The following is a 24,175-nucleotide window of genomic DNA, read 5'->3' on the forward strand; positions in this document are numbered from 1 at the left end:
GCAGGGATTCGCAGTTCTGCAGGATCTCGCAGAGATCTGCCCGAGTTCCTGCGAGATCGTGCGGATCTGCGAAGTTCTGCTCAGCGCGCCAGGTGCAGACCCTGCGCCACCGCCCGCAGGATCTGGTCCTGAACCAGGTGCCACTGCTCCATCACCTGCCAGTAACCGACGCGGATGACCCGGTAGCCCATCAGCATCAGCTCGGCGTCATGCCGGATGTCGGCGTCGCGTTGCTCACCGGTGTGCGTGGCGCCATCGATCTGCAGCACGAGGCGATCGCCGATCAGCAGATCGACGCAGTGGCCGGCGATCCACACCTGGAACGTCAGGTGCAAGCGGAGCCAGCGCAGGCGCTCGCGCAGGTAGGTCTCCAGACCCGAGTCGGCGAACGGCACCGCGTCGCGGAGCAGGGCACGCGTGCGGGTCTTCAGCGGCAGTCGCTCGAGTGCATCACGCGTGACCAGACGCTGGTTCAGCGCCGACTCCCAGGTGGCCAGCGCCTGCTCGCGCGGCTCGCAGTCGGCCACCAGCGCGAGAACGTTCTCGATCGGATCCTCCAGAGCATCCGGATGCCGCGGGACGAGCGGTCTCGCCCAGTGCACCTGGACGTGCGCGGGCTTGCCACCCGCACTTCCCGGCGTCACGCCCCAATGCAGCCGCGGTTCAGGGTCATGTGCCCACAGCCCCAGCCGCTTCGCCTGCGTGACACAGGTGATCACCGCGCCGTGGCGCGCAGCATCCACCAGCATCCGATCCGCCGTGGGCTCGGCGACCCATCCGTTCCTGACCCTGGCCAGCAGTCCAGCGTGGATCGCGAGGTCGATGTCATGTCGGCTCACATGCTGGCCGTGCAGTGTGCGCACGCGCGCGACACCGCCGAGAGCGCGCACGACGAGGGCCGCGCGCTGGATGCGTTCCCGCTGATTCATGCCCTGAGTCTGGCCAGGAGACCAGCTCACACGGGCGCCGCCCCCGGTGATTGTGGAGAACCCAGCGCAGTATCCCGATTGTGGAGCGAAGTGGGATTCGCAGTTCTGCAGGATCTCGCAGAGATCCTCGCGATTCGCCGCGAGATCGTGCAGATCTGCGAGATTCTGCGGCGCGGCGGCGGCGGCATCCACAGCCACAGCCACAGCCACAGCCACAGCCCAGCCGCAGCAGGCTCAGGCGAGTTCGATGAGCTCCTGGTACTCGCGGCTCCAGATGTCTTCGACGCCGTCGGGAAGGATCAGCACGCGCTCGGGATTCAGCGACTCCACGGCCCCCGGGTCGTGCGAGACGAGCACGACAGCGCCCTCGTAGTGCGCCAGGGCGCCGAGGATCTCCTCGCGCGAGGCGGGGTCGAGGTTGTTGGTCGGCTCGTCCAGCAGCAGCATGTTCGCCGACGACACCACCAGGGTCGCCAGCGACAGGCGCGTCTTCTCACCGCCGGAGAGCACTCCTGCGGGCTTGAGCACGTCGTCGCCGGTGAACAGGAACGAGCCCAGCACCTTGCGCGCCTCGGTCTCGGTGATGTCGGGCGCCGCCGACATCATGTTCTGCAGCACCGAGCGGTCGACGTCGAGGTTCTCGTGCTCCTGCGCGTAGTAGCCGACCTTCAGGCCGTGGCCCGGTTCGAGCTGCCCGGTGTCGGGCTTGTCGACGCCGGCGAGGATGCGCAGCAGCGTGGTCTTTCCTGCACCGTTGAGCCCCAGCACGACGACCTTCGATCCGCGGTCGATCGCAAGATCCACGTCGGTGAAGATCTCCAGCGATCCGTACGACTTCGACAGGCCGGATGCCATCAGCGGGGTCTTGCCGCACGGGGCGGGCTTCGGGAAGCGCAGCTTGGCGACCCGGTCGACCTGGCGCACGTCCTCCAGTCCCGACAGCAGCTTCTCGGCGCGTGCCACCATCTGGTGGGCGGCGGCAGCCTTCGACGCCTTGGCGCCGAAGCGGGCCGCCTGCAGCTGCAGCTGGGTGGCCTTCTTCTCGGCGTTCGCGCGCTCCTTCTTGCGGCGCTCCTCATCGGCCACGCGCTGGCGCAGATAGTGCTTCCAGCCCATGTTGTAGATGTCGATGACCTGCCGGTTCGCGTCGAGGTAGAAGACGCGGTTCACGGTCTCGCCGACGAGCTCGACGTCGTGGCTGATCACGATCAGCCCGCCCTTGTATCCCTTGAGGAACTCGCGCAGCCACACGACGCTGTCGGCGTCGAGGTGGTTGGTGGGCTCGTCGAGGATCATGGTGCCGGCGTCGGAGAACAGGATCCGTGCCAGTTCGATGCGTCGCCGCTGACCACCCGAGAGCGTCTTCAGCGGCTGGTCGAGGATGCGGTCGGGCAGCGACAGGTTGTGGGCGATGGATGCCGCCTCGGCCTCGGCGGCGTAGCCGCCGAGCGACTCGAAGCGCTCGGTCGCGTTCGCGAACTTCCGCATCGCGCGCTCGGCGATCTTCGGGTCGTCGGATGCCATGTCCTGCGACGCCTGTGCCATGGTCAGCTGGATGGAGCCGAGCCCGCGGGCGTCGAGGATGCGGGTGCGCGCGAGCATCTCGGGGTCACCCGTGCGCGGATCCTGCGGCAGATACCCGAGTTCGCCGGAGCTGGTGACCTTGCCCTCCGAGGGCAGCACGTCACCGGCGAGCACCTTCGTCAGTGTGGTCTTTCCCGCTCCGTTGCGCCCGACGAGCCCGATCTTGTCGCCGTCGGCGACGCGGAACGACACGTCGGACATGAGCACGCGTGCGCCCACGCGGATCTCGAGGTCATGCACGGCGAGCACAGCAGATTCCGTTTCGTCGGGGAGGGATCGGCCGAACGGCCAGCCTCTCAGTATAGTTCGCCGCCGCCTGAAGACCCCTCCACGGTATGACCCGGACGATACTCCGGGCTGATGTGCGGCCCGGTGCCTTGTTCGTACCGTCGTCAGGTGGACATCGTCAACGACCTCATCCTTCAGGCGGTCGCCTCGCCGTGGATCCCCGTGATCCTCTTCGCGGTCGCCGGGATCGACGGCTTCTTCCCGCCGATCCCGAGTGAGACGGTGCTGGTGGCCGCGGCCGCCGTGGCCGGGGCGGGCGGCGACGTGAACATGGTGCTGCTGTGCGCGGCGGGCGCACTGGGAGCGATGGTCGGTGACAACATCGCCTACAGCATCGGCCGGGGTATCGGCCGGGGTGTGGGCAGCGGGCGCTTCCGCTGGATGCGGCGCCCGCGGGTGGCCTCCGCCTTCGCCGACGCCGGCCGGGCGCTGGACCGCGGCGGAGCGGGTCTCATCCTCGGCGCCCGCTACATCCCGGTCGGTCGCGTGGCCGTCAACATGTCCGCCGGGGCGCTGCGCTACCCCTGGCGGCGCTTCCTGCCGCTGTCGTTCCTCGGCGGCGTCACATGGGCGGTCTACAGCGCCGCCATCGGGATGCTCGCCGGGCACTGGCTGCAGGGACAGCCTCTGCTCAGCGCGGTCATCGGCGTCGTGTTCGCTGTGCTCATCGGCCTGGTCATCGACCGGTTCGCCTCGCACCGGCGCCGCGCACGCGCGGTCGCCGCGGCCACCAGCGCCGCCGGCACGGACGCCGCCGAGCAGCTGGCGTCAGTGAGAGGATGACAGACATGAGCGCCACCGCGAGCACCCAACGGCCGCGGCTGGGCGTCACCTTCTGGCTCCTCGCCGTCGCACTGGTCGCGCTGTACGCGATCCTCGTCCCGATCCTCGCCGCGCTGTACGGGGTCTCGGTGCCGGTGGCCTTCCTGCTCGGCGCCGGCATGTGCGCCGCACCTCTGCTCGCCCTCTGGTACCCGCGCTCGAGCGTCGCCGTGTTCACGGTCGCCGCGTTCGTGCTGCCGCTCACTGTCTCCCCCGACCGGGATCCGGTCTGGCCGTGGCCGTGGTCGGTGCCTGCACTGATCCTGTTCGCGCTGTTCGTGCTCACCCTCACGATGCAGCACGGCTGGCGTCTCGGTTCACTCGCGTTGCTGCTGGGGCTGATGGGCTCGCTGGCAGCGCCACTGCTGCTTCCCGACGCGGCATCCGCCGGCGCGGCAGGGGCCGACCTCATCGTCACCGCATCGATCGCGACGGTCGCCTTCGTCGTCGGTGTCCTGCTCGCCGGACGGATCCGCCTGGGCGCCGAACTGACCCGCGAGCGCGAGCATGCGGAGTTCGAGCGTTCGCGCCGCGAACTCGTCGAGGAGCGCACGCGCATCGCCCGCGAGCTGCACGACGTCGTCGCGCACAGCATGTCGCTCATCCAGGTGCAGGCCTCCACCGCGCGGTTCCGCGCACCGGGCCTGCCCGACGAGGCGATCGCCGAGTTCGACTCGATCGCCGCGACCGCTCGGTCCTCGCTCACCGAGATGCGCCGCATCCTGGGCGTGCTGCGCACCGAGGACCACACCGCCGAACTCGCTCCGCAGCGCGGCATCGACGACATCCCCGCCCTCGTCGATTCCACCCGCAGGGCCGGGGCGCCCGTGGATCTCACCCACGAGGTCGAGGGCGAGATCTCGGCTGCCGTTCAGATCGCCGTCTACCGCATCGTGCAGGAGTCGCTCAGCAACGCGGTCAGGCACGCCCCCGGCTCATCGATCGGCGTCTCCGTGACCACGGCCGGCGATGACGTGCAGGTCGTCGTCCGCAACACCCCCGTTCCGCCCAGCGACCCGGGCACCCCCGGGCACGGCCTGCGCGGCATGACCGAACGCGCGACGCTGCTGGGCGGCGAGATCCACGCGGATCGCGACGGCGATGGCTGGACCGTCTCCGCCCGCATCCCCCGGCAGCCCGCCGCGACCGAAGTCTCGGCCACCGCATCGACATCGACATCGACCACGACTACGACTACGACTACGACTACGGAAGGATCCGCGTGACCATCGAGGTGCTCATCGCCGACGATCAGGCCATGGTGCGAGCGGGCTTCGCCGCACTGCTGGATGCGCACGACGGCATCCGCGTCACCGGGCAGGCCGCCGACGGGCGCGAAGCGGTCGCACTGTCTGCCCGGCTGGACCCGGACGTGATCCTGATGGATGTGCGCATGCCCGAGCTCGACGGCATCGAGGCGACCCGTCGCATCCTGGGGCCGTCGTACCCGGCGGCCAAGGTGCCGCGGATCCTCATGCTCACCACCTTCGACATCGACGACTACGTGTACGACGCGCTGCAGGCCGGCGCGAGCGGGTTCCTGCTCAAGGACGCCCTGCCCGATGAGCTCGTACACGCGGTGCGCGTGATCGCCGCCGGTGACGCCCTGCTCGCACCGCGCGTGACGCGCCGGATGATCGAGCATTTCGCGGCGCGCCGCCCTGCCGCCCCGCAGGCGCGCGCCGATCTGGGTGATCTCACCGAGCGGGAGCTCGAAGTGCTCACCCTCATCGGCCGGGGACGCTCGAACAGCGAGATCGGCGGCGAGCTGTTCATCGCCGAGCAGACCGTCAAGACGCACGTCGGCAAGATCTTCGCCAAGCTCGCCCTGCGCGACCGTGTGCACGCGGTGATCCTCGCCTACGACGCCGGTCTCGTCGAGCCTGCAGCCTGACACCCGCAGGCCGACACCCGCGGGCCGACCGCCCGCCGCACCTCACCCCACGGTATGAGAGATCACACCTCCACGGGTTGATGTCCGCCGCGGCACCGTCTCCATAGCCTCCTGGCAACGACCTGGAGGCATCACATGACCGCACTCTCCCCGCACCGCGACGGCGCGATCGATCTCGTCCGCGCGCTGTGCATCATCGGCGTCGTCACCCTGCACGCACTCATGGTCGGCGTGACCGTGTCACCTGCCGGTCCGGTGTTCGAGAACGCCGGCGAGACCGGCGTCTGGCTCATCCCGGTGAGCTGGATGCTGCAGGTCATGCCGCTGTTCTTCGTCATCGGCGGCTTCTCCGGTGCGACCGCGCTGCGCGCACGGCTGCTGCGCGGCGACTCCCCCACCGCGTTCGTCGCGGCGCGAGTGCGCCGCCTGCTCGTACCCGCCGTCGCCGCGGTCGGCACGGCCGGCGTGCTGCTCGCGCTGCTGCGGGATGCCGGGGTGAGCACGGAGCTCGTCGGCATCGCCGGCTACCGGTTCGGGCAGCCGCTGTGGTTCCTCGGCGTCTTCCTGCTCTGCCAGGCGCTGCTTCCGGTGATGCTGCGTCTGCACGCTCTCGCGCCGCTGCGGTCGCTCGCGGCCCTCGCCGGCGCCGCGCTGGCGGTCGACATCGTGCGCGCCGCCACCGGCGTCGACGCCGTCGGCTTCGTGAACCTCGCCTTCGTGTGGCTCGCCCTGCAGCAGGGCGGCTTCCTGCTCGCCGACGGCCGGATCGACGCACTCTCGGCGCGTACCCGGGTGCGCATCGGGCTGACGGCCCTCGCCCTGCTGGTGGTCTCGTTCGCGCTCGGCCTGCACTCCCCTGATCTGATCGCGAACATCAACCCGCCGACGACCGCGCTGCTGCTGGTCGGTGTCGTCCACACGATGGCCTTCTCGCTGCTGCGCCCGCAGCTGGCGCGCATCGCCGAGCGCCGTGATGCGACGGCGGTCGTGAGATTCGTCTCGGCACGCGCGATGACGATCTACCTGTGGCACATGCCCGTGCTGCTGACCCTCGCCGGGCTCACTGCGCTGACCCCGATCGTCGCGAACGCGCCGCTTCCGGCTCCCGCCTCGGCGGAGTGGTGGCTGAGCCGCCCGCTGTGGCTCGCGAGTGCCTTCACCCTCACGGCGCTGCTCGCGGTGCCGCTGTCACGTCTGGAGACCTCACGCCCTGTCCCGGTGTCGACGTCTGCCGCACGCGCGGTGGCGGCGACGGCGCTCGGCGTGGCCGGTGTGGTGCTGCTGCTGGTGGTGGGCACGTCGCCGCTGACGGCATCCGTCGCCATCGGATGCTGGCTGGCGGCGCTGCGTCTGGCCGGTGCGGGCGCGGCATCCCGCGCCGTCATCTCTGCGGTGCCCGCCGCAGCGCCGCGGTCGAGCGCGGCCGTGGCCGGTCAGGCGAAGTACAGCTCGTGATGCAGCGCGCAGCGCGGGTTGAACGCCGCACCGCAGGCGGGGCAGGCGACGCTCTCGCGGTAGAGGGCGATCGACATGGTCTGCGCGCAGGCACCGCACAGGCCCGCCTGTACCTCGGCGTCGTCGGCGGGCCAGACCGTGCGCTCGTGCGCGACGGCCTCGTCGTGGCAGCGCACGCAGGGGTACCAGTCGCCGCAGCAGTGGAAGCGCATCGCGACGATGTCGGCCTCGCTGCGGTAGTGGACGCACCGGGTCTGCGCGTCGATGGCGGCACCGTGCACGATCTGCGCACCGAGACGGATCATCGTCCGATCCCCCGGGCGACGAGCGCGTCGCCGACGTCGTCGGCGTGGCGCATGGTCATCACAAGCAGCGGCAGGGCCGCACGCGGGCCGAGCCGCACGCCGCGGGCACGCTGCGCGTCGCGCACCTGGCCGGCGAATGACGCGATGACGGGGATCATCGCGATCGTCAGCGACAGGGTCAGCGCCACCACCTCGGGATCCACGCCGACGCGGCGCAGCGGTGCGAGCACCCGGCGCAGCACATCGAGCAGATCGCCCATCCGCGTCGTGCGCGTGACGAGATCCGCCAGCAGCAGCAGGGCGATCACGCGTCCGGTGTTCACGACCGCGTCGTGCGCCGAGGTGAACACCCACAGTGCGCCGCCGAGCACGAGGATCAGCCAGCGCAGCCGCCACCAGGCCTCGCCGAGCTCGCGCAGCGGCAGGCCCGCGACCGGATACAGCGCCGAGACGCACGCGAGCACCGCGAGGGTGCCCGGAACGCCGATCGGCAGCAGCGACAGGGCCAGAGCGCAGGCAGCGAGCAGCGTCAGCTTGGCCCCTGCCGGCATCCGGTGCAGGATGCCGTCGCCCGGCCGGTACAGCGAGATCATGCGGACATCCGGTGGTACTCGGCGATCACTTCGGCGGGCTCGCCTGCGGCGTGCACCCGGCCGTCCTCGAACAGCACCACCTCGTCGCAGCGCGCGGCGAGCTCGAGGTCGTGCGTGACGAGGACGAGCGGCACGTCGAGCGCCATGAGCAGGTCGCCGATCCGCCGCGCGTTGCGCAGATCCAGCAGCGTGGTCGGCTCGTCGGCGACGAGCAGCGCGGGTTCGGTGGCGAGGACCGAGGCGATCGCGAGCAGCTGACGCTGCCCTCCCGAGAGGGCGGATGCCGGCACGTCGGCGCGGTCGCCGAGCCCGTGACGCTCGAGGATGCGGGCGATCTGCGCCGCCCGTTCGGGCTTCGGCAGCTCGCGCAGCGACAGCGCAAGATCCTCGGCCGCCGTGGGCATGAGGATCTGCGCCTCAGGGTTGGTGAACACGAACCCGACCCGTCGCCGAAGGCGGGCGGCATCCTTCACCGGGTCGAGGCCGTGCACCCGGATGCGTCCGGAGGTCGGCGTGCGCAGACCGTTCAGCAGCCGGGCGAAGGTCGACTTCCCCGAACCGTTGGCGCCGATGACGGCAGTGCGGGCCGCGGTGAGCCGCAGGCTGACATCCTGCAGCAGCACCGCCCCGGCCACCTCGACGCCGACCCGGTCGCATTCGATCACCGTGCCGGTCGCGACCGGCTCAGCCCGCATGCGCGACGCGCGCTCCTGCCGGGAACGCACGGGGATACGCGCGGCGCAGCGCGACGGCGAGCAGCACCGCGACGCCGGCCTTCAGCAGGTCGCCGGGAAGGAACACCAGGCTCGAGAGCACGGTCGGCCCGAGCGGAACGCCGGTGACCAGCGCCTGCACCGGGATGCCGAAGAGGTACACGACGAGGATGCCGCCGACGACCACGGCGATCGCCGCGCGCCACCAGGTGAACCGGCCACGGTGGGCGATGAGCCCGATCACGATCGCACCGGCGATCCATCCGACCAGGTAGCCGGCGGTCGGTCCCATGAACACTCCGAGTCCGCCGCGTCCGCCGGCGAGGACGGGCAGTCCGACAGCGGCGAGGACGAGCACGACGAGGATCGCCAGCGGTGCGCGACGAGCGCCGAGCACGAGGCCAGCCAGCATGACGCCGAGGGTCTGCGCGGTGATGGGCACGCCGCCCGGGACGGGGATGGTCACCGTGCCGAGGACGATGATGAGGGCGGCGAAGACGGCGATCCGGGCGAGATCGGCTCCGACGGGGCGGGCTTCGGACATCGAGGGGCTCCTTCCGGATGCTCCGCCGGGTGCGGACATCCTGAACGCTGTTCACCTGAACGACGTTCACTATACTGGTCGGCATGCCTCCCGCACGACACGACCGTTCCAGCGTCGTCGACCGCGCACTGAGCCTGCTCGACGACGTGGGCCTGCCCGACCTGTCGATGCGCCGCCTCGCCGCCGACCTCGAAGTACAGCCGAGCGCCCTGTACTGGCACTTCCCGAGCAAGCAGGAACTGCTCGCAGCGGTCGCCGACCGCATCCTGAGCACCGTTCCCGAGCCCGACGGGCGGATGCCGGTGGCCGAGACCGCCGTGACCATCCGCGACGCCCTGCTGGCCTACCGCGACGGCGCAGAAGTGGTCATGAGCACCTATGCGCTGCGGCTGGGCGCACGTCGTGCGCAGGACGCGATCCTGGCCTCCCTGCCGGCGGACGTGCGCGACGAGGCGGCCGCCGACGCCGTGTTCGAGTTCATCCTCGGGCACGCGACGCTGCTGCAGCAGCGCATGCACGCGCAGAGCATCGGCGCCGTAGACCCGGATGCCACCGATCCCACCGCGCAGTCCGCCGAGGTGTTCGCCGCCGGTCTCCGTGCCTTCGAGGCGCTCAGCGCCGCCCGTCACCCATCCTGAGGCCAGGCAGCAGCGCGATCAGCAGCAGCGCGATCGCGAACAGGTAGACGGTGACGTACCCCGACCCGGCGATGGGCAGCAGCACGAATCCGAGACCGGCGAGGGCGATCATGACCGCCGAGCCCGTGGCGTCGGAGATCGACAGCGCGGCGGAATTGAATCCCTCGTTCGCCGTGGTCGAGTACGCGAGGGTGAGCACGGTCAGCCGGGGATACAGCAGCCCCATCCCCGCACCGGCGAAGGCCCACCCCGCCACGATCACCCACGGCGATGTCTCGGCGATGCTCACGGCGAGCACCGCCCCGATGCCGATGAGCAGCAGCACGGTCGAGATGAGCACGATCCGGGTGCTGCCCAGCCGGTCACCCCACCGGCCCTGGGCCGCTGATGCCGCCGACCAGCCGAACGCCGAGAGGGTGAGGGCGAGGCCGGCGATCGTCGGTGAGAAGTCGAAACGGTCGATGAGCAGGCGCGGCACATAGGCCTCGGCGGCGAAGAACGCCCCGGCCGCGAACCCGCGCACCAGCACGACGCTCGGCAGGCCCCAGTCGCTGCGCAGCGTGCCCTTCGGCAGCAGCGGGAGCAGGGCGAACGCGATCACAGCGACGGCTGCCGCGGCGACGAGGGCACCGCCGGTGCCGGGCGGAGCGTCGGCGGCGAAGCCGACGACGACGGCTCCGGTGGCGACGACGAACGCCAGCAGCAGACGCAGGACGATGCCTCCCCGCCGTCGCACGGCATCCGTCGTCGGCGCGGCGACGGGATCATCGCCTCCGGCATCCGCCTCGAGCGAGACGCCGCGCAGCCGCGCCGCGACCAGCGCGAACGCGGCCACCGTCAGCACCGCGACGCCGAGGAACGCCCAGCGCCAGTGCAGGAACTCGGTCACCGCACCGGCCAGGAACGGGCCGATCATCGACGGGACCACCCAGGCGGCGGCGTAGGCCGCGAAGATGCGGCCATGCAGCTGCGGCGGATAGATGCGTGCGACGACCACGTACAGTGCGACGGTCTGGCCGCCCGCGCCGAGACCCTGGATGAGCCGGCCGACGATGAACGTGTACATGTCCAGCGCTGCGCCCGAGACCAGCAGGCCGATCGCGAACAGCGCGACCGCGGTGTACAGCGGCGCACGAGGGCCGGAGCGGTCGCTCCACGCGCCGACGGCGACCATCCCGATCACCGCGGTGGCCAGGGTGGCCGAGAATGCGACGGCGAACAGCGCCTCACCGTCGAGGTCGACGGCGACCACGGGCATGACCGTGGTGACGGCGAGTGCCTCGATCGCCGTGAGGAAGATGAGCACCACCGTGCCGACGGTGATGCCCAGGCGGGTGCGGTCCCAGATGGTCGCGGCGTCTGCCGTGGTCACCTCTGCGCCGCGTCGATCGTGGCACGGGCGCGGGCGATGCGCTCGATCGCCTGGGTGAGGATCTCGGGGCTGGTGCCGAAGTTGATCCGGACATGCCCCGCGCCCTCGGCGCCGAAGGCCGGCCCGAAGTGGAGCGCGACCTTCGCCTGCCGCAGGATCTGCTTCGCAGGGTTCGGCCCCCAGCCGAGATCGGTCAGATCGACCCAGGCGAGGTAGCCGGCATCCGGTATCCGGTAGCGGGCCTCGGGCAGATGCCGGGCGAGCAGGTCGGCCACCAGGCGCCGGTTCTCGTCGAGCGTCGCCAGCAGCCCGTCGAGCCATTCATCGCTCTCCGGCGACAAGGCGGCGACGGCCGCGAGCATCCCGAACTGTCCGGTGCGCCACTCCACCTCGACAGGCAGGCCCCGCACGACGGCGGTCGTCGGGTCGGATGCCGTGACCATCAGTGCGCATTTCAGCCCGGCGAGGTTGAACGCCTTGCTCGCGCTGGTCACCGCGTACCCGATGCGGCGCGCGGCGTCACCGCTGGCCAGGAACGGCGTGTACCCGGTGCCCGGCTGCACGAGCGGCGCGTGGATCTCGTCCGAGATGACGGTCGCGCCGTGCTCCTCGGCCAGGCGTGCCAGTGCATCGAGGCTGTGCGCGGAGGGGACCGCGCCGGTCGGATTGTGCGGGTTGCACAGCAGCACCGCGCGGGCGCCGTCGGCGAGTGCCTCCCCGATCGCGTCGAGGTCGAGCTCCCAGCCGGATCCGGTGTCGCGCAACGGCACGCGCTCGACGACGCCGCCCGCCTCATCGACCAGATCGAAGAACGGCGGGTAGATCGGTGGGTTGACGACCACCCGCTCCCCCGGCTGGATCACGCGACGCAGGATCTCGACGATCCCCATGCTCACATCGGCCGTGCTGCGCATCCGGGTGGGATCGGGAGACCAGCCGAAGCGACGCTGCGCGAATCCCGCGTAAGCCGCGGCCAGTGGGGTGCGCGAGGCGACGTAGCCCGTGTCGCCCCGGCGCACCGCATCCTCGAGCGCCGCGGTGACGGCCGGGGCGAGCGGGAAGTCCGTCTCCGCCACGAACAGCGGCAGCACGTCCTCCGGGTACTCGCGCCACTTCTCGCTGCTGCGCTCGCGCAACTGCGCGAGGGAAAGCGCCTCGACCTTCACAGCGCCTCCTTCGGGGGCGTACTCCGAATCGATGTCCTGGTGTCAGTGCGTCAAATCGCGAAGCCGAGCGCGCGCATCATGTCGCGCCCGTCGTCGGTGATCCGCTCGGGACCCCACGGCGGCATCCACACCCAGTTGATGCGGAAGCGGTCGACGACGCTGTCCAGTGCCTGAGCCGTCTGCTCCTCGAGCACGTCGGTGAGCGGGCAGCCGGCGCTGGTGAGCGTCATGTGGATCACGAGGGCGTCGTTCTCGTCGTCCCAGGCGAGGTCGTAGATGAGGCCGAGGTCGACGACGTTGATCCCGAGCTCGGGGTCCATGACGTCCTTGAGAGCCTCGGTGACCTCGTCGTACTTCTCCTCGGTCAGTGTCGCGGTCATGCGCTCAGCCTACGCTTCGATGGGGGCTGCGGGGTCGATGAACCGGTCGTAGCCCTCTTCCTCGAGGCGGTCGGCGAGCTCGGGGCCGCCCTCCTCGACGATCTTGCCGGCGACGACCACGTGCACGAACTGCGGCCGGATGTAGCGCAGGATGCGGGTGTAGTGGGTGATGAGCAGCACGCCGAGGTTGGTGGCCTCCTTGGCGCGGTTCACACCCTCCGAGACGATCTTCAGAGCGTCGACGTCCAGGCCGGAGTCGGTCTCGTCGAGCACGGCGAACTTCGGCTTGAGCACCTCGAGCTGCAGGATCTCGTGACGCTTCTTCTCACCGCCCGAGAAGCCCTCGTTGACGCTGCGCTGAGCGAACTTCGGGTCCATGCGCAGGTTCGCCATCGACGTCTTGACGTCCTTGGTCCACTGGCGGATCGAGGGGGCTTCGCCGTCGAGCGCGGTCTTCGCGGTGCGAAGGAAGTTCGTCACCGTGACGCCGGGGATCTCGACGGGGTACTGCATGGCGAGGAACAGGCCGGCGCGGGCGCGCTCGTCCACGCTCATCGCCAGCACGTCCTCACCGTCGAAGGTGATGGTGCCCTGTGTGACGGTGTACTTCGGGTGGCCGGCGATCGTGTAGGCCAGGGTGGACTTGCCCGAGCCGTTGGGGCCCATGATGGCGTGGGTCTCGCCGGTGTTGATCGTGAGGTCGATGCCGTTGAGGATCGGCGTCGTGCCCTCATCGGTCTCGACCGTCACGTGCAGGTCGCGGATCTCGAGAACAGACATTCAGACTTCCTTAATGACAGTGGGGTCGATGAGCACGTCGTCGCCGTCGATCTCGACGACGTAGACCGGGACGGGCTCGTAAGCGGGGAGGTTCTGGGGAACGCCGGTCTCGAGCGAGAACTGCGAGCCGTGGGCCCAGCATTCCAGCGTCTTGCCTTCGACGAACCCCTCGGACAGCGAGACGTCACCATGCGTGCAGCGGTCGCCGATGGCATGGATGATGCCGTCGGCGTCCTTCACGATGGCGATCGCCACGCCGTCGAGCTCGACGCGCAGGGGTGTGTCCTGCTCGAGCTCGGACGCGCTGCAGGCGCGATGCGCGCTCACGCGCTGACTCCGGCGAGCTCGGCGTCGATCGCGGCCAGCAGCTCCTGCTGGAGGGACGGGATGCGGATGCGCTGCACGACCTCGGTGAGGAAGCCGAGCACCACCAGGCGACGGGCCTCCTCCTCGGTGATGCCGCGCGCCTGCAGGTAGAACAGCTGCTCGTCGTCGAAGCGTCCGGTGGCGCTCGCGTGGCCGGCCCCGGCGATGTCGCCGGTCTCGATCTCGAGGTTCGGGATCGAGTCGGCGCGGGCGCCCTCGGTGAGGACGAGGTTGCGGTTCGCCTCGTAGGAGTCGGTGCCGACGGCATCCGGGCCGATGAGCACGTCGCCGATCCACACGCTGTGCGCGCTGGCGCCCTTCAGGGCGCCCTTGTACAGCACGTCTCCCGTGGTGTGCGCGCCCTTGTGGTGCAGGTACACCTGACTCTCGAGGTGCTGTCCGGCGTCGGCGAACGACAGTCCGTACAGGTAGCCGTGCGAGCCGGTGCCGGCGAGCTCGACGTTCGGGTTCACGCGCACGATGCCGCCGCCGAAGCTGACGACGAAGTGCGTGAACTCGGCGTCGCGGTCGACGCGCGCCTGGTGCGCGGCGGCGTGGATGGCGTCATCCTGCCACTCCTGCACGCTCACGAGGGTGAGCTTGGCGCCGTCGCGGACGATGATCTCGAGGTTCTGCGCGTACTGCGCGGTGCCCGAGTGCCGCAGCACGACGGTGGCGACGCTGTGGCGTCCCGCCTCGATGACGAGGTGGTCGTCGGCGCGTCCTCCGACGCCGTCGATCTGGACGACGATCGGGTCGGCGACCTCTTCATCGGCCGGGATGCTGAGGTGCTTGGCCTCGGCTGAACCCTGCCACGCCACGGCCGAGACGACGTCCTCGGGGACGAAGAACTCGCCGCGCGGTGCGGTGCCGAAGGGCAGGCCCGAGGTGAAGTACTGCTCGTGGCTGACCGTGTAGGTCACGCCCTGACCGGAGGCGGTCTCGAACAGCGGCTTCAGCTGGGCCACCGGGGTGTGCTTCCAGTTGACCTCGCGCCCGGTGGGGGCGCCGAAGTCCTCGGGGTCGTACGACCGGGGCCGCTCGGAGCGGGTCTGCACCGGCACGAAGCCGGCGTTCGCGACCTGGGCGGCGGGGTCGATGTGCGCGTTCGTGTGCGGCGCCTCTGCGGGCGCCTGAGTGGGGGCCGTCATCTCAGCCGACACTGCCTTCCATGCCCATCTCGATGAGCTTGTTCAGTTCCATCGCGTACTCCATCGGCAGCTCGCGCGCGATGGGCTCGATGAAGCCGCGCACGATCATCGCCATGGCCTCGGTCTCCTCGATGCCGCGCGACTGCAGGTAGAAGAGCTGCTCGGCGCTGACCTTCGAGACCGTGGCCTCGTGACCCAGCTGCACGTCGTCGACGCGGATGTCGATGGACGGGTACGTGTCCGAGCGCGACTGGGTGTCGACCAGCAGCGCGTCGCAGACGACGGAGTTCGCCGAGTGGTGGGCGTTGGGGTCGACGCGGACCTCGCCGCGGTAGCCCGAGCGTCCGCCGCCGCGGGCGATCGACTTCGAGACGATCGACGACTGCGTGTACGGCGCCATGTGCACCATCTTCGCGCCGGCGTCCTGGTGCTGACCGGGGCCGGCGAAGGCCACCGACAGGGTCTCGCCCTTGGCGTGCTCGCCCATCAGGTAGATCGACGGGTACTTCATCGTCACCTTGGAGCCGATGTTGCCGTCGACCCACTCCATGGTCGCGCCCTCGTGCGCGACGGCGCGCTTGGTGACGAGGTTGTAGACGTTGTTCGACCAGTTCTGGATCGTTGTGTAGCGCACGCGGGCGTTCTTCTTCACGATGATCTCGACCACGGCCGAGTGCAGCGAGTCCGACTTGTAGATCGGGGCGGTGCAGCCCTCGATGTAGTGGACGTAGCTGTCCTCGTCGGCGATGATCAGGGTCCGCTCGAACTGGCCCATGTTCTCGGTGTTGATGCGGAAGTACGCCTGCAGCGGGATCTCGACGTGCACGCCCTTGGGGACGTACACGAACGAGCCGCCCGACCAGACGGCGGTGTTCAGAGCGGCGAACTTGTTGTCGCCGGCGGGGATCACCGTGCCGAAGTACTCCTCGAAGAACTCGGGGTGCTCGCGCAGAGCCGTGTCGGTGTCCATGAAGATGACACCCTGCTGCTCGAGGTCCTCGCGGATCTGGTGGTAGACGACCTCGGACTCGTACTGGGCGGCGACACCGGCGACCAGGCGCTGGCGCTCGGCCTCGGGGATGCCGAGTCGCTCGTAGGTCTCGCGGATGTCGGCGGGCAGGTCCTCCCAGGACTGTGCCTGCTTCTCGGTCGACCGCACGAAGTACTTGATGTTGTCGAAGTCGATCTCGCTGAGGTCGGCGCCCCAGGTCGGCATCGGCTTGCGACCGAACAGCTGCAGGCCCTTCAGACGGGTCTTCAGCATCCATTCCGGTTCGCTCTTGAGCGCCGAGATGTCGCGCACGACGGCCTCACTGAGGCCGCGCTTCGCGCTCGCTCCGGCGGCGTCAGGATCGTGCCAGCCGAATTCGTACACCCCCAGACTGTCCAGCTCCGGGCGGTCGATCAGCACATCCGACATCACACACTCTCCTCAAACGGGCCGCAACGGTATCAGCCGCCCCGACACACCTGACCCCCGTCGAGTCTGCGGGGATCGGATGCCGCTGGTGGGCCCCATCATCGGCGCTCGCGTCGCGCCTAAACTGTCAGTGGTGGACGCCGCACTCCGCGAGCCCATCACAGCAATCCGATTCTACAGGCTCCGCCGGTCGACCGGGCGTAACCCGCTCGCGCCTCGGCGGACCGGAGGCCACATGACCGACACCGTCACGCCCGCGCCGATCGCATCCGAGCCCGGTTCGAACCGGGGTGTGTTCGGCTGGCTGCCGTCGCAGATCGACCGTCGGGTGCGCGTGTTCGCGTGGCTGTCGTTCGTCGCCGAGGTCATCATCATCGGCACCGGCGGTGCCGTGCGGCTCACCGGTTCGGGCCTCGGCTGCACCGAATGGCCGCTGTGCACCCCGGAGTCGCTGGTGCCGGTGTACGAGCTGCAGGGCATCCACGGCGCGATCGAGTTCGGCAACCGGCTGATGACGGGCCTGGTCGGCCTGCTCGCCCTGGCCGTGGTCATGCTCACCCTGCACGCGCTCAGCGGACGCCGCCTCGTCATCCGGGCGGTGTGGTTCGCACTCGGCGGGATCGTGCTGGCGATCGGCGTCTACGCCGCGGCATCCGCCCTGGATCTTCCCGCCGCGGCGCTGATGTCGACCGCGCTGCTGCTCGCGGTGATCGCCGGGATGATCGACTCCCTGCGTCAGACCACCGAGCGACGCGACCTGGCCGTCCTGGCCTGGATCGTGCTGGTGGGCGTCATGGCGCAGGCCGTGGTCGGCGGCTTCGCCGTGATCTCGGATCTGAACCCGCTCATCGTCGGCTTCCACTACACCGCGTCACTGCTGCTGGTGTGCGTCACGGCCGCCTACCTCGTGCGGATGGATGCCGTCGGCGGTCCGCGCGAGCGGGCGGTACCCGCCTGGTTCGGCGTACTCACCCACGTCACCGGGCTGGCTCTGGCCGCGACGATCCTGTTCGGCGTACTCACCACCGGGTCGGGCCCGCATTCCGGCGATGCGGCGATCGTCCGCGCCGGGTTCGATGCGACGTTCCTCGCGCACGTGCACTCGTGGCCTGGCTACATCCTCGGCGGGCTGCTCGCCGTGCTGGCAGGCGCCGCGTGGGCGCTGCGCCTGCCAGTGCGCCGCTGGCTGCTGGTGCTGATCCTCGCGGTGGCCGTGCAGATCGCCGTGGGCGTCTGGCAGGCACGCGAGGGGCTGCCGCCGGTGCTGGTCGGCATCCACATGGTGCTCGCCTCGCTCTCCGCGGCGGCGTACACCGTCGTGGTGCTGCGGCTCAAGCGCCCCGTCGCGGCCTGAGACCTGTCAGCGGTCCGCACCTGATCGAACTGCAGGATTCGTGTCCCAGCAGATGCGGGTCGACGCCATGCCGACCCGCAGCAACTGAGACACCCCCGATCCGCATGTCCCAGTACATGCGGGTAGACGAACGGCACACCCGCAGCAACTGAGACACACCCCATCCGCGTGTCCCAGTAGATGCAGGCCGGAGCGTTGCGCACCCGCAAGTTCTGGGACACGCCACAGCGGCATGTCCCAGGACATGCGAGTCAGAGCGCGGCACACCCGCAACAACTGGGACACGCCCTGTTCGGTCGTCCCAGTACACGCGGGTCTGCGCACGGCGCACCCGCATGTTCTGAGACATGCGGGTTCGCGGTTCGCGACTGTCGCCCCGCACAGACGGATCAGTCCAGGGTCAGAACGGGAGCAGCGGGTCGACCGCGACGGCGAGGAAGATCAGAGTCAGGTATGTGATCGACGCGTGGAACACGCGCATCGGCCGCGCCTCGCTGCCGTGCACGGCGCGGTTGTACAGGCGGTGCGACTCGTAGATGAACCAGCCGCCGAACACCAGAGCGGATGCCGTGTACACCAGCCCCATCTGCGCCACGGGCACGAGCAGCAGCGAGCAGGCCACGGTCGCCCAGGCGTAGAGGATGACCTGCAGGCCGACCTGCGAGGCCGACCGGGTGACGCCGAGCATCGGCACGTCGACGTCGTCGTAGTCGTCCTTGTACTTCATCGACAGCGGCCAGTAGTGCGGCGGGGTCCACAGGAACACCAGCACGAACAGCACCAGCGGGGGCCAGTCCAGCGATCCGGTGACGGCGGTCCAGCCGATCAGCACCGGGAAGCAGCCGGCGATGCCGCCCCAGATGATGTTCTGCTCGGTGCGGCGCTTGAGGATCATCGTGTAGATGACCACGTAGAAGAAGATCGCCCCGGCCGACAGCGACGCGGCCAGCCAGTTCGTGGTCGCCAGCAGCCAGATCGTCGAGACGACGGCGAGCACCCAGGAGAAGACGAGTGCGCCGCGGGGCGACACCTCCCCCGTCACCAGCGGACGGTTCTCGGTGCGCTTCATGTGCACGTCGATGTCACGGTCGAGGTACATGTTGAACGACGCCGCAGAGGCCGCGCTCATCGCACCGCCGAGCACGGTCGCGAACACCAGCCACAGATCGGGCAGCCCACCCTCGGCGAGGAACATCACCGGCACGGTGGAGACGAGCAGCAGCTCCATGACGCGCGGCTTCGTCAGGGCGACGTAGCCACGGATCTTCTGACCGAACGAGTACGTCGTCCCCCCGGTCTGCGATGTCGTAGAGATCGCCATCCCCTCCTTCTGCGCGCACGGCGGCGCCCAGGCAAGTCTATTGCACCGGGCGTGTCGACCAGGTCTCGCGCGACACGACTGGGATAGCGTTTTCCCATTCGCGGCAACATCGTGAAATCCACCCCCGGCAGGGGATGCGCCACGAGTATGCTGTTACCACTCGCGCGCCCGGGCGCTGTGCACCTCTCTTCCGTGACGACGCGGACCGCGCAGGAATACGGGCGCCTCCGTAAGTGTCAGAAGGAGAATGGCCGTGTCAGAACTTCAGTGGGAAGCGATCGACCGACGGGCGGTCGACACCGCCCGTGTACTGGCGGCGGATGCCGTGCAGAAGGTCGGCAACGGTCACCCGGGTACGGCGATGAGCCTGGCCCCCGTGGCCTACCTGCTGTACCAGCGTGTGATGCGCCACGACCCCGCCGACACCGACTGGCTCGGCCGCGACCGCTTCATCCTCTCGGTGGGCCACTCGTCGCTGACCCAGTACGTGCAGCTGTACCTGGGCGGTTTCGGCCTGGAGCTGTCCGACCTCGAGGCGCTGCGCACCTGGGGCTCGCTGACTCCCGGCCACCCCGAGTACCACCACACCAAGGGCGTCGAGATCACCACCGGCCCGCTCGGCCAGGGCCTCGCCTCGGCCGTCGGCTTCGCCTACGCCGCGCGTTACGAGCGAGGGCTGTTCGACCCGGATGCCGCAGCCGGCACCAGCCCGTTCGACCACTACGTCTACGTGATCGCAGGTGACGGCGACCTGCAGGAGGGCGTGACCAGCGAGGCGTCGTCGCTCGCCGGCCACCAGCAGCTCGGTAACCTCATCGCGATCTACGACTCGAACCAGATCTCCATCGAGGGCGACACCGACGTGGCGTTCACCGAGGACGTCCGCAAGCGCTACGAGTCCTACGGCTGGCAGGTGCTCGAGGTCGACTGGCGTCGCACCGGCGAGTACGTCGAGGACGTGCAGGAGCTCGACGACGCGATCTCGCAGGCGAAGGCCGAGACCGCCAAGCCCACGATGATCATCCTCAAGACGATCATCGGATGGCCGGCGCCGAACAAGTCGGGCACCGAGTCGGTGCACGGCAACGCGCTCGGCGCCGACGAGGTCGCGGCGACCAAGGAGGTGCTCGGCTTCGACGCCGACAAGCACTTCGTCGTCGAGAACGACGTCATCGAGCACACCCGTGGCCTGGGCGCCCGTGCCGCGGAGGCACGCGCCGCCTGGCAGGAGACGTTCGACGCCTGGGCCGCCGCCAACCCCGAGCGCAAGCAGCTGCTGGACCGTCTCGAGGCGCAGGCACTGCCCGAGGGCATCGAGAACGCCCTCCCCGTGTTCGAGGGCGGCACCGAGGTGTCGACCCGCGCCGCGTCGGGCAAGGTCATCAACGCGCTGGCCCCCGAGCTGCCCGAGCTGTGGGGCGGCTCGGCCGACCTGGCCGGCTCGAACAACACCACGATCGAGGGTGCACCGTCGTTCATCCCCGCCGAGTGGTCGACGCACGACTGGAAGGGCAGCCCGTACGGACGCGTGCTGCACTTCGGCATCCGCGAGCACGCCATGGGATCGATCCTCAACGGCATCACCCTGCACGGCCCGACCCGCGCGTTCGGCGGCACGTTCCTGATCTTCAGCGACTACATGCGCCCGGCCGTGCGCCTGGCCGCGCTGATGGACATCCCGAGCATCTTCGTCTGGACGCACGACTCCGTCGCCCTGGGCGAGGACGGCCCGACGCACCAGCCGATCGAGCAGCTGGCCTCGCTGCGCGCTATCCCGAACTTCACGGTGGTGCGCCCGGCCGATGCCAACGAGACCGCCGCCGCGTGGCTGGAGATCCTGAGCCGCCACGGCGGACCGACCGGCATCGCGCTGACCCGCCAGAACATCCCGGTGTTCACCCGCGGCGAGGGCGAGGCCGCTGGCGACGTGCTCGCCTCGGCGGCCGGCACCGCGAAGGGCGCCTACGTCCTCGCGGAGGCCCCGAACGGCACGCCCGACGTGATCCTCATCGCCACGGGCTCTGAGGTGCAGCTCGCTGTCGCCGCCCGCGAGGCGCTGGCAGCCGACGGCGTGAACGCCCGCGTGGTGTCGGCTCCGTCGCTGGAGTGGTTCGCCGAGCAGGACGAGGCGTACCGCGAGTCGGTGCTCCCCAAGGCCGTCACCGCCCGCGTGTCGGTCGAGGCCGGTTCCGTGCTCAGCTGGCGCGGCATCGTCGGCGACCGCGGCCGCTCGATCGGCATCGACCACTTCGGCGCCTCCGCCGACTACAAGACCCTGTTCCAGAAGTTCGGCATCACCGCCGAGGCCGTCATCGAGGCGGCACGCGAGTCCATCAAGGAGAACGCATGAGCACCCCCACCGCAGACCTCGCCGCCGCAGGCGTGAGCATCTGGCTCGACGACCTGTCGCGCACCCGCATCAACTCCGGCAACCTGCAGCAGCTCATCGAGACGCGCAACGTCACCGGCGTCACCACGAACCCGACGATCTTCGCCAACGCGATCACCGACGCGAACGACACGTCCTACGACGCGCAGGTGCACGAGCTCGCGGCATCCGGCGCCTCCGCCGTCGACGCCGTGTTCGCCGCGACCACGCAGGACGTCGGCGCCGCCCTGGACGTCTTCCGCCCGGTGTGGGAGGCCAGCGGTCACGTCGACGGCCGCGTCTCGATCGAGGTCTCCCCCGACCTTGCGCACGACACCGAGGGCACCGTGGCGCAGGCCAAGGACCTGTGGGCGCGCATCGACCGCCCCAACCTGCTGGTGAAGATCCCCGCGACCAAGGCCGGTCTGCCGGCGATCGCCGAGGCGATCGGCGCCGGCATCAGCGTCAACGTCACGCTGATCTTCAGCCTGGAGCGCTACGCCGAGGTCATCGAGGCGTACCTGACCGGTCTCGAGACCGCCAAGGCCGCGGGCCTGGACCTGTCGAGCATCCACTCGGTCGCCTCGTTCTTCGTCTCGCGCGTCGACACCGAGACCGACAAGCGCCTCGCGGCGATCGGCACCGACGAGGCTGAGGCGCTCAGGAGCAAGGCGGGCCTGGCCAACGCACGCCTGGCGTACGAGCTGTTCGAGAAGACCTTCGCGGGCGACCGCGCCAAGGCCCTGCTCGACGCCGGAGCCAACCTGCAGCGTCCGCTGTGGGCCTCCACCGGCGTCAAGGACCCGAACCTGCCCGACACCCTCTACGTCACCGAGCTCGTCGCCCCCGGCGTGGTCAACACCATGCCCGAGAAGACCCTCGAGGCGACGTTCGACCACGGCGTCATCACCGGCGACACCGTCACCTCGACCTACGAGGAGTCGCACGAGGTCTTCACCCGCCTCAAGGCGGTGGGCATCGACTTCGACGACGTGACCCAGGTGCTCGAGGACGAGGGCGTCGCCAAGTTCATCGATTCCTGGCACGGTCTGCTCGCCCAGGTCACCGAAGGGCTGGAAGCAGCGCGATGAGCCTCTCGGTGCACGTGTCGCAGGCCGCCAAGGCGGCCGTGGACTCGCTCGTCCCCGGTCTCGTGGCCGACCTCGTGGCGTCACGTGTCACCGCTGCCGACTCGTCCCTGTGGGGTGCGGATGCCGAGGCTGAAGCATCCGTGCGCCTGGGATGGGTCGAGGCCGTCTCCGTGTCGCGCCCCCTCGTCGCCGAGATCGTCGCCCTGCGCGGCGATCTCGCGGCGAGGGGCGTCGACCGGGTCGTGCTCGCCGGAATGGGCGGATCGTCTCTCGCCCCCGAGGTGATCGCGAACACCGCCGGTGTACCCCTGACCGTGCTGGACTCGACCTCGCCCGCCCAGGTGCTGGCCGCCCTGGACGGCGATCTGGCCCGCACCGTCCTGGTCGTGTCGTCGAAGTCGGGCACGACCGTCGAGACCGATGCGCAGCGCCGGGCGTTCGAGGCCGCGTTCAGCGACCTCGGCATCGACCCCGCCGAACACATCGTCGTCGTGACCGACCCCGGCTCCGCCCTCGACACCCTGGCCACCGACGCGGGCTACCGCGTCTTCCACGCCGACCCGAACGTCGGCGGACGCTACTCGGCGCTCACCGCCTTCGGCCTGGTGCCGGCGGGCCTGGCCGGTGCCGACATCGCCGAACTGCTCGACGAGGCCGAGGCCTCGCTGCTTCAGCTCGCCGTCGACTCCGCCGAGAACCCGGCCCTGCGGCTGGCCGCCGCGATCACCGGCGTCGAGCCGCGGCGCGACAAGCTCGGCCTGATCACCGACGGCACCCACATCGAGGGGCTGCCGGACTGGATCGAGCAGCTGGTCGCCGAGTCCACGGGCAAGAACGGCACCGGCATCCTGCCCGTCGTGCTGCTGCCCGTCTCTCCCGAGCTCGATTCGCAACCCGCCGACCTGCAGATCGTGCGCCTCGTCGAGGATGCCGACCAGTTCCACATGCGTGAGCGCCACCCCGGTGAGATCCTCGTCAGCGGCAGCCTCGGCGCGATGTTCCTGCTCTGGGAGCACGCCGTCGCGATCGCCGGGCACCTGCTCGCCATCAACCCATTCGACCAGCCCGACGTCGATTCCGCCAAAGCCGCCGCCCGCGGACTGCTCGAGGAGCGTCCTGCCCGCACCGAACCCGCGTTCGTGCAGGACGGCGTCGAGGTGCGCGTGAGCGACTCCGCCCTGGCAGCCTCCGGCACCGTCGAAGGGGTGCTGGATGCACTGTGGGCGACGCTCCCCGACGACGGGTACGTGTCCGTTCAGGCGTACGTGAACCGGCTCGAGCTCGGCCAGCTGCAGGGCATCCGTGAGATGGTCGCCGCCGACTCCGGTCGCCCGGCGACGTTCGGCTGGGGGCCCCGCTTCCTGCACTCCACCGGCCAGTACCACAAGGGCGGCCCCGCGCAGGGCGTGTTCCTGCAGATCCTCGAGCGCACCGACGTCGACCTCGAGATCCCGGGCCTGCCGTTCACCTTCGGTCAGCTGATCGAGGCCCAGGCGGCGGGCGACGCCGCCGTCCTCTCCGCCCACGGACGTCCGGTCGTCTCGCTGACGATCACGGATGCCGTGGACGACGTGCTCACTCTCTTCACCGCTGCTCAGTAATCCGCAATCCGTCCGGACGACCTGGAGATATCCCCCACCG

23 protein-coding genes are annotated in these 24,175 nt (G+C 69.9%); 9 read left to right on the plus strand and 14 right to left on the minus strand.

The window, feature by feature from the left end:
* Nucleotides 1–80: 80 nt before the first annotated feature.
* Together H7694_RS08790 and H7694_RS08795 are read right to left on the minus strand one after the other, a co-directional pair.
* Nucleotides 81–929 (minus strand): endonuclease domain-containing protein, encoded by an 849-nt coding sequence (locus H7694_RS08790; protein ID WP_193596165.1) that lies wholly within the window; start codon nucleotides 927–929, stop codon nucleotides 81–83.
* 234 nt (nucleotides 930–1,163) lie between these two features.
* Nucleotides 1,164–2,762 (minus strand): ABC-F family ATP-binding cassette domain-containing protein, encoded by a 1,599-nt coding sequence (locus H7694_RS08795; RefSeq protein WP_193596166.1) that lies wholly within the window; start codon nucleotides 2,760–2,762, stop codon nucleotides 1,164–1,166.
* 147 nt (nucleotides 2,763–2,909) lie between these two features.
* Between H7694_RS08795 and H7694_RS08800 the strand changes: the two genes are divergently transcribed.
* From H7694_RS08800 to H7694_RS08815, 4 genes are all read left to right on the plus strand, one after another.
* Nucleotides 2,910–3,584, plus strand: a complete 675-nt coding sequence (locus H7694_RS08800) for a DedA family protein (protein ID WP_193596167.1) — start codon at nucleotides 2,910–2,912, stop codon at nucleotides 3,582–3,584.
* 5 nt (nucleotides 3,585–3,589) lie between these two features.
* Nucleotides 3,590–4,849: a sensor histidine kinase gene (locus H7694_RS08805; RefSeq protein WP_227468034.1), complete on the plus strand. Its 1,260-nt coding sequence runs from the start codon at nucleotides 3,590–3,592 to the stop codon at nucleotides 4,847–4,849.
* Nucleotides 4,846–5,517, plus strand: a complete 672-nt coding sequence (locus H7694_RS08810) for a response regulator (protein ID WP_193596169.1) — start codon at nucleotides 4,846–4,848, stop codon at nucleotides 5,515–5,517. Before H7694_RS08805 ends, H7694_RS08810 begins: the two co-directional genes overlap by 4 nt.
* 135 nt (nucleotides 5,518–5,652) lie before the next feature.
* Nucleotides 5,653–6,972 (plus strand): acyltransferase family protein, encoded by a 1,320-nt coding sequence (locus tag H7694_RS08815; RefSeq protein ID WP_193596170.1) that lies wholly within the window; start codon nucleotides 5,653–5,655, stop codon nucleotides 6,970–6,972.
* Here the strand turns inward: H7694_RS08815 and H7694_RS08820 are convergent.
* Genes H7694_RS08820 through H7694_RS08835 form a run of 4 tightly spaced genes read right to left on the minus strand, consistent with a single transcriptional unit; the run spans nucleotide 6,951 to nucleotide 9,127 of the window.
* Complete coding sequence (locus H7694_RS08820) at nucleotides 6,951–7,277, minus strand: CHY zinc finger protein (protein ID WP_193596171.1); 327 nt, start codon at nucleotides 7,275–7,277, stop codon at nucleotides 6,951–6,953. The genes H7694_RS08815 and H7694_RS08820 overlap by 22 nt on opposite strands.
* Nucleotides 7,274–7,870, minus strand: a complete 597-nt coding sequence (locus tag H7694_RS08825) for an energy-coupling factor transporter transmembrane component T family protein (RefSeq protein WP_193596172.1) — start codon at nucleotides 7,868–7,870, stop codon at nucleotides 7,274–7,276. The genes H7694_RS08820 and H7694_RS08825 overlap by 4 nt, the downstream gene beginning before the upstream one ends.
* Nucleotides 7,867–8,565, minus strand: coding sequence for an energy-coupling factor ABC transporter ATP-binding protein (locus H7694_RS08830; protein WP_193596173.1), 699 nt, complete (start codon nucleotides 8,563–8,565; stop codon nucleotides 7,867–7,869). Before H7694_RS08830 ends, H7694_RS08825 begins: the two co-directional genes overlap by 4 nt.
* Nucleotides 8,555–9,127 (minus strand): biotin transporter BioY, encoded by a 573-nt coding sequence (locus H7694_RS08835; protein ID WP_193596174.1) that lies wholly within the window; start codon nucleotides 9,125–9,127, stop codon nucleotides 8,555–8,557. The genes H7694_RS08830 and H7694_RS08835 overlap by 11 nt, the downstream gene beginning before the upstream one ends.
* Nucleotides 9,128–9,210: 83 nt before the next feature.
* On the opposite strand from H7694_RS08835, the gene H7694_RS08840 reads away from it, so the two are divergent.
* Nucleotides 9,211–9,765, plus strand: coding sequence for a TetR family transcriptional regulator (locus H7694_RS08840; RefSeq protein ID WP_193596175.1), 555 nt, complete (start codon nucleotides 9,211–9,213; stop codon nucleotides 9,763–9,765).
* On the opposite strand, the gene H7694_RS08845 is transcribed toward H7694_RS08840, so the two are convergent.
* From H7694_RS08845 to sufB, 7 genes are read right to left on the minus strand one after another with little or no spacing between them, the layout of a single operon-like run.
* Nucleotides 9,740–11,137, minus strand: coding sequence for an MFS transporter (locus tag H7694_RS08845; protein WP_227468035.1), 1,398 nt, complete (start codon nucleotides 11,135–11,137; stop codon nucleotides 9,740–9,742). The two genes, H7694_RS08840 and H7694_RS08845, sit on opposite strands and share 26 nt — an antisense overlap.
* Nucleotides 11,134–12,303 (minus strand): MalY/PatB family protein, encoded by a 1,170-nt coding sequence (locus H7694_RS17675; protein ID WP_227468036.1) that lies wholly within the window; start codon nucleotides 12,301–12,303, stop codon nucleotides 11,134–11,136. Before H7694_RS17675 ends, H7694_RS08845 begins: the two co-directional genes overlap by 4 nt.
* 50 nt (nucleotides 12,304–12,353) lie before the next feature.
* Nucleotides 12,354–12,683 (minus strand): metal-sulfur cluster assembly factor, encoded by a 330-nt coding sequence (locus H7694_RS08850; RefSeq protein ID WP_193596177.1) that lies wholly within the window; start codon nucleotides 12,681–12,683, stop codon nucleotides 12,354–12,356.
* 9 nt (nucleotides 12,684–12,692) lie between these two features.
* A complete protein-coding gene (sufC, locus tag H7694_RS08855; RefSeq protein WP_193596178.1) occupies nucleotides 12,693–13,463 on the minus strand; it encodes a Fe-S cluster assembly ATPase SufC in 771 nt (256 codons plus the stop codon).
* The gene (locus H7694_RS08860) at nucleotides 13,464–13,790 is read right to left on the minus strand and encodes a non-heme iron oxygenase ferredoxin subunit (RefSeq protein WP_193596179.1); all 327 of its coding nucleotides are present in this window, start codon (nucleotides 13,788–13,790) and stop codon (nucleotides 13,464–13,466) included.
* Nucleotides 13,787–14,980, minus strand: coding sequence for a Fe-S cluster assembly protein SufD (gene sufD / locus H7694_RS08865; RefSeq protein ID WP_193596180.1), 1,194 nt, complete (start codon nucleotides 14,978–14,980; stop codon nucleotides 13,787–13,789). Before sufD ends, H7694_RS08860 begins: the two co-directional genes overlap by 4 nt.
* Nucleotide 14,981: 1 nt before the next feature.
* A complete protein-coding gene (gene sufB / locus H7694_RS08870) occupies nucleotides 14,982–16,400 on the minus strand; it encodes a Fe-S cluster assembly protein SufB (protein ID WP_193596181.1) in 1,419 nt (472 codons plus the stop codon).
* Nucleotides 16,401–16,635: 235 nt separating this feature from the next.
* On the opposite strand from sufB, the gene H7694_RS08875 reads away from it, so the two are divergent.
* Entirely contained in the window at nucleotides 16,636–17,754 is a 1,119-nt protein-coding gene (locus tag H7694_RS08875) for a COX15/CtaA family protein (protein WP_193596182.1), read from the plus strand.
* 400 nt (nucleotides 17,755–18,154) lie between these two features.
* Here H7694_RS08875 and H7694_RS08880 read toward each other — a convergent pair whose 3' ends face one another.
* Nucleotides 18,155–19,075, minus strand: coding sequence for a heme o synthase (locus H7694_RS08880; protein ID WP_193596183.1), 921 nt, complete (start codon nucleotides 19,073–19,075; stop codon nucleotides 18,155–18,157).
* A gap of 253 nt (nucleotides 19,076–19,328) precedes the next feature.
* Between H7694_RS08880 and tkt the strand changes: the two genes are divergently transcribed.
* The 3 genes from tkt to H7694_RS08895 are packed head-to-tail and all read left to right on the plus strand — an operon-like array spanning nucleotide 19,329 to nucleotide 24,135.
* Nucleotides 19,329–21,425 carry a transketolase gene (tkt, locus tag H7694_RS08885; RefSeq protein ID WP_193596184.1) on the plus strand — a complete coding sequence of 699 codons (2,097 nt, stop codon included), beginning with the start codon at nucleotides 19,329–19,331 and terminating at the stop codon, nucleotides 21,423–21,425.
* Nucleotides 21,422–22,534 (plus strand): transaldolase, encoded by a 1,113-nt coding sequence (gene tal / locus H7694_RS08890; protein WP_193596185.1) that lies wholly within the window; start codon nucleotides 21,422–21,424, stop codon nucleotides 22,532–22,534. Before tkt ends, tal begins: the two co-directional genes overlap by 4 nt.
* A complete protein-coding gene (locus tag H7694_RS08895; RefSeq protein WP_193596186.1) occupies nucleotides 22,531–24,135 on the plus strand; it encodes a glucose-6-phosphate isomerase in 1,605 nt (534 codons plus the stop codon). Before tal ends, H7694_RS08895 begins: the two co-directional genes overlap by 4 nt.
* The last annotated feature ends 40 nt before the right edge of the window (nucleotides 24,136–24,175 follow it).

It is taken from the genome of Microbacterium sp. YJN-G (assembly GCF_015040615.1).
Classification (GTDB): Bacteria; Actinomycetota; Actinomycetes; order Actinomycetales; family Microbacteriaceae; genus Microbacterium.

Excerpts from the sequence above, each read along its gene's own strand:
- sufB (WP_193596181.1), bottom strand. The coding sequence starts at position 16,400 with ATGTCGGATGTGCTGATCGACCGCCCGGAGCTGGACAGTCTGGGGGTG.
- sufC (WP_193596178.1), bottom strand. The coding sequence starts at position 13,463 with ATGTCTGTTCTCGAGATCCGCGACCTGCACGTGACGGTCGAGACCGAT.
- H7694_RS08805 (WP_227468034.1), top strand. The coding sequence starts at position 3,590 with ATGAGCGCCACCGCGAGCACCCAACGGCCGCGGCTGGGCGTCACCTTC.
- H7694_RS08830 (WP_193596173.1), bottom strand. The coding sequence starts at position 8,565 with ATGCGGGCTGAGCCGGTCGCGACCGGCACGGTGATCGAATGCGACCGG.
- H7694_RS08895 (WP_193596186.1), top strand. The coding sequence starts at position 22,531 with ATGAGCCTCTCGGTGCACGTGTCGCAGGCCGCCAAGGCGGCCGTGGAC.
- H7694_RS08820 (WP_193596171.1), bottom strand. The coding sequence starts at position 7,277 with ATGATCCGTCTCGGTGCGCAGATCGTGCACGGTGCCGCCATCGACGCG.
- H7694_RS08815 (WP_193596170.1), top strand. The coding sequence starts at position 5,653 with ATGACCGCACTCTCCCCGCACCGCGACGGCGCGATCGATCTCGTCCGC.
- sufD (WP_193596180.1), bottom strand. The coding sequence starts at position 14,980 with ATGACGGCCCCCACTCAGGCGCCCGCAGAGGCGCCGCACACGAACGCG.
- H7694_RS08880 (WP_193596183.1), bottom strand. The coding sequence starts at position 19,075 with ATGGCGATCTCTACGACATCGCAGACCGGGGGGACGACGTACTCGTTC.
- H7694_RS08840 (WP_193596175.1), top strand. The coding sequence starts at position 9,211 with ATGCCTCCCGCACGACACGACCGTTCCAGCGTCGTCGACCGCGCACTG.
- H7694_RS08790 (WP_193596165.1), bottom strand. The coding sequence starts at position 929 with ATGAATCAGCGGGAACGCATCCAGCGCGCGGCCCTCGTCGTGCGCGCT.
- H7694_RS08875 (WP_193596182.1), top strand. The coding sequence starts at position 16,636 with ATGACCGACACCGTCACGCCCGCGCCGATCGCATCCGAGCCCGGTTCG.
- H7694_RS08850 (WP_193596177.1), bottom strand. The coding sequence starts at position 12,683 with ATGACCGCGACACTGACCGAGGAGAAGTACGACGAGGTCACCGAGGCT.
- tal (WP_193596185.1), top strand. The coding sequence starts at position 21,422 with ATGAGCACCCCCACCGCAGACCTCGCCGCCGCAGGCGTGAGCATCTGG.
- H7694_RS08835 (WP_193596174.1), bottom strand. The coding sequence starts at position 9,127 with ATGTCCGAAGCCCGCCCCGTCGGAGCCGATCTCGCCCGGATCGCCGTC.
- H7694_RS08825 (WP_193596172.1), bottom strand. The coding sequence starts at position 7,870 with ATGATCTCGCTGTACCGGCCGGGCGACGGCATCCTGCACCGGATGCCG.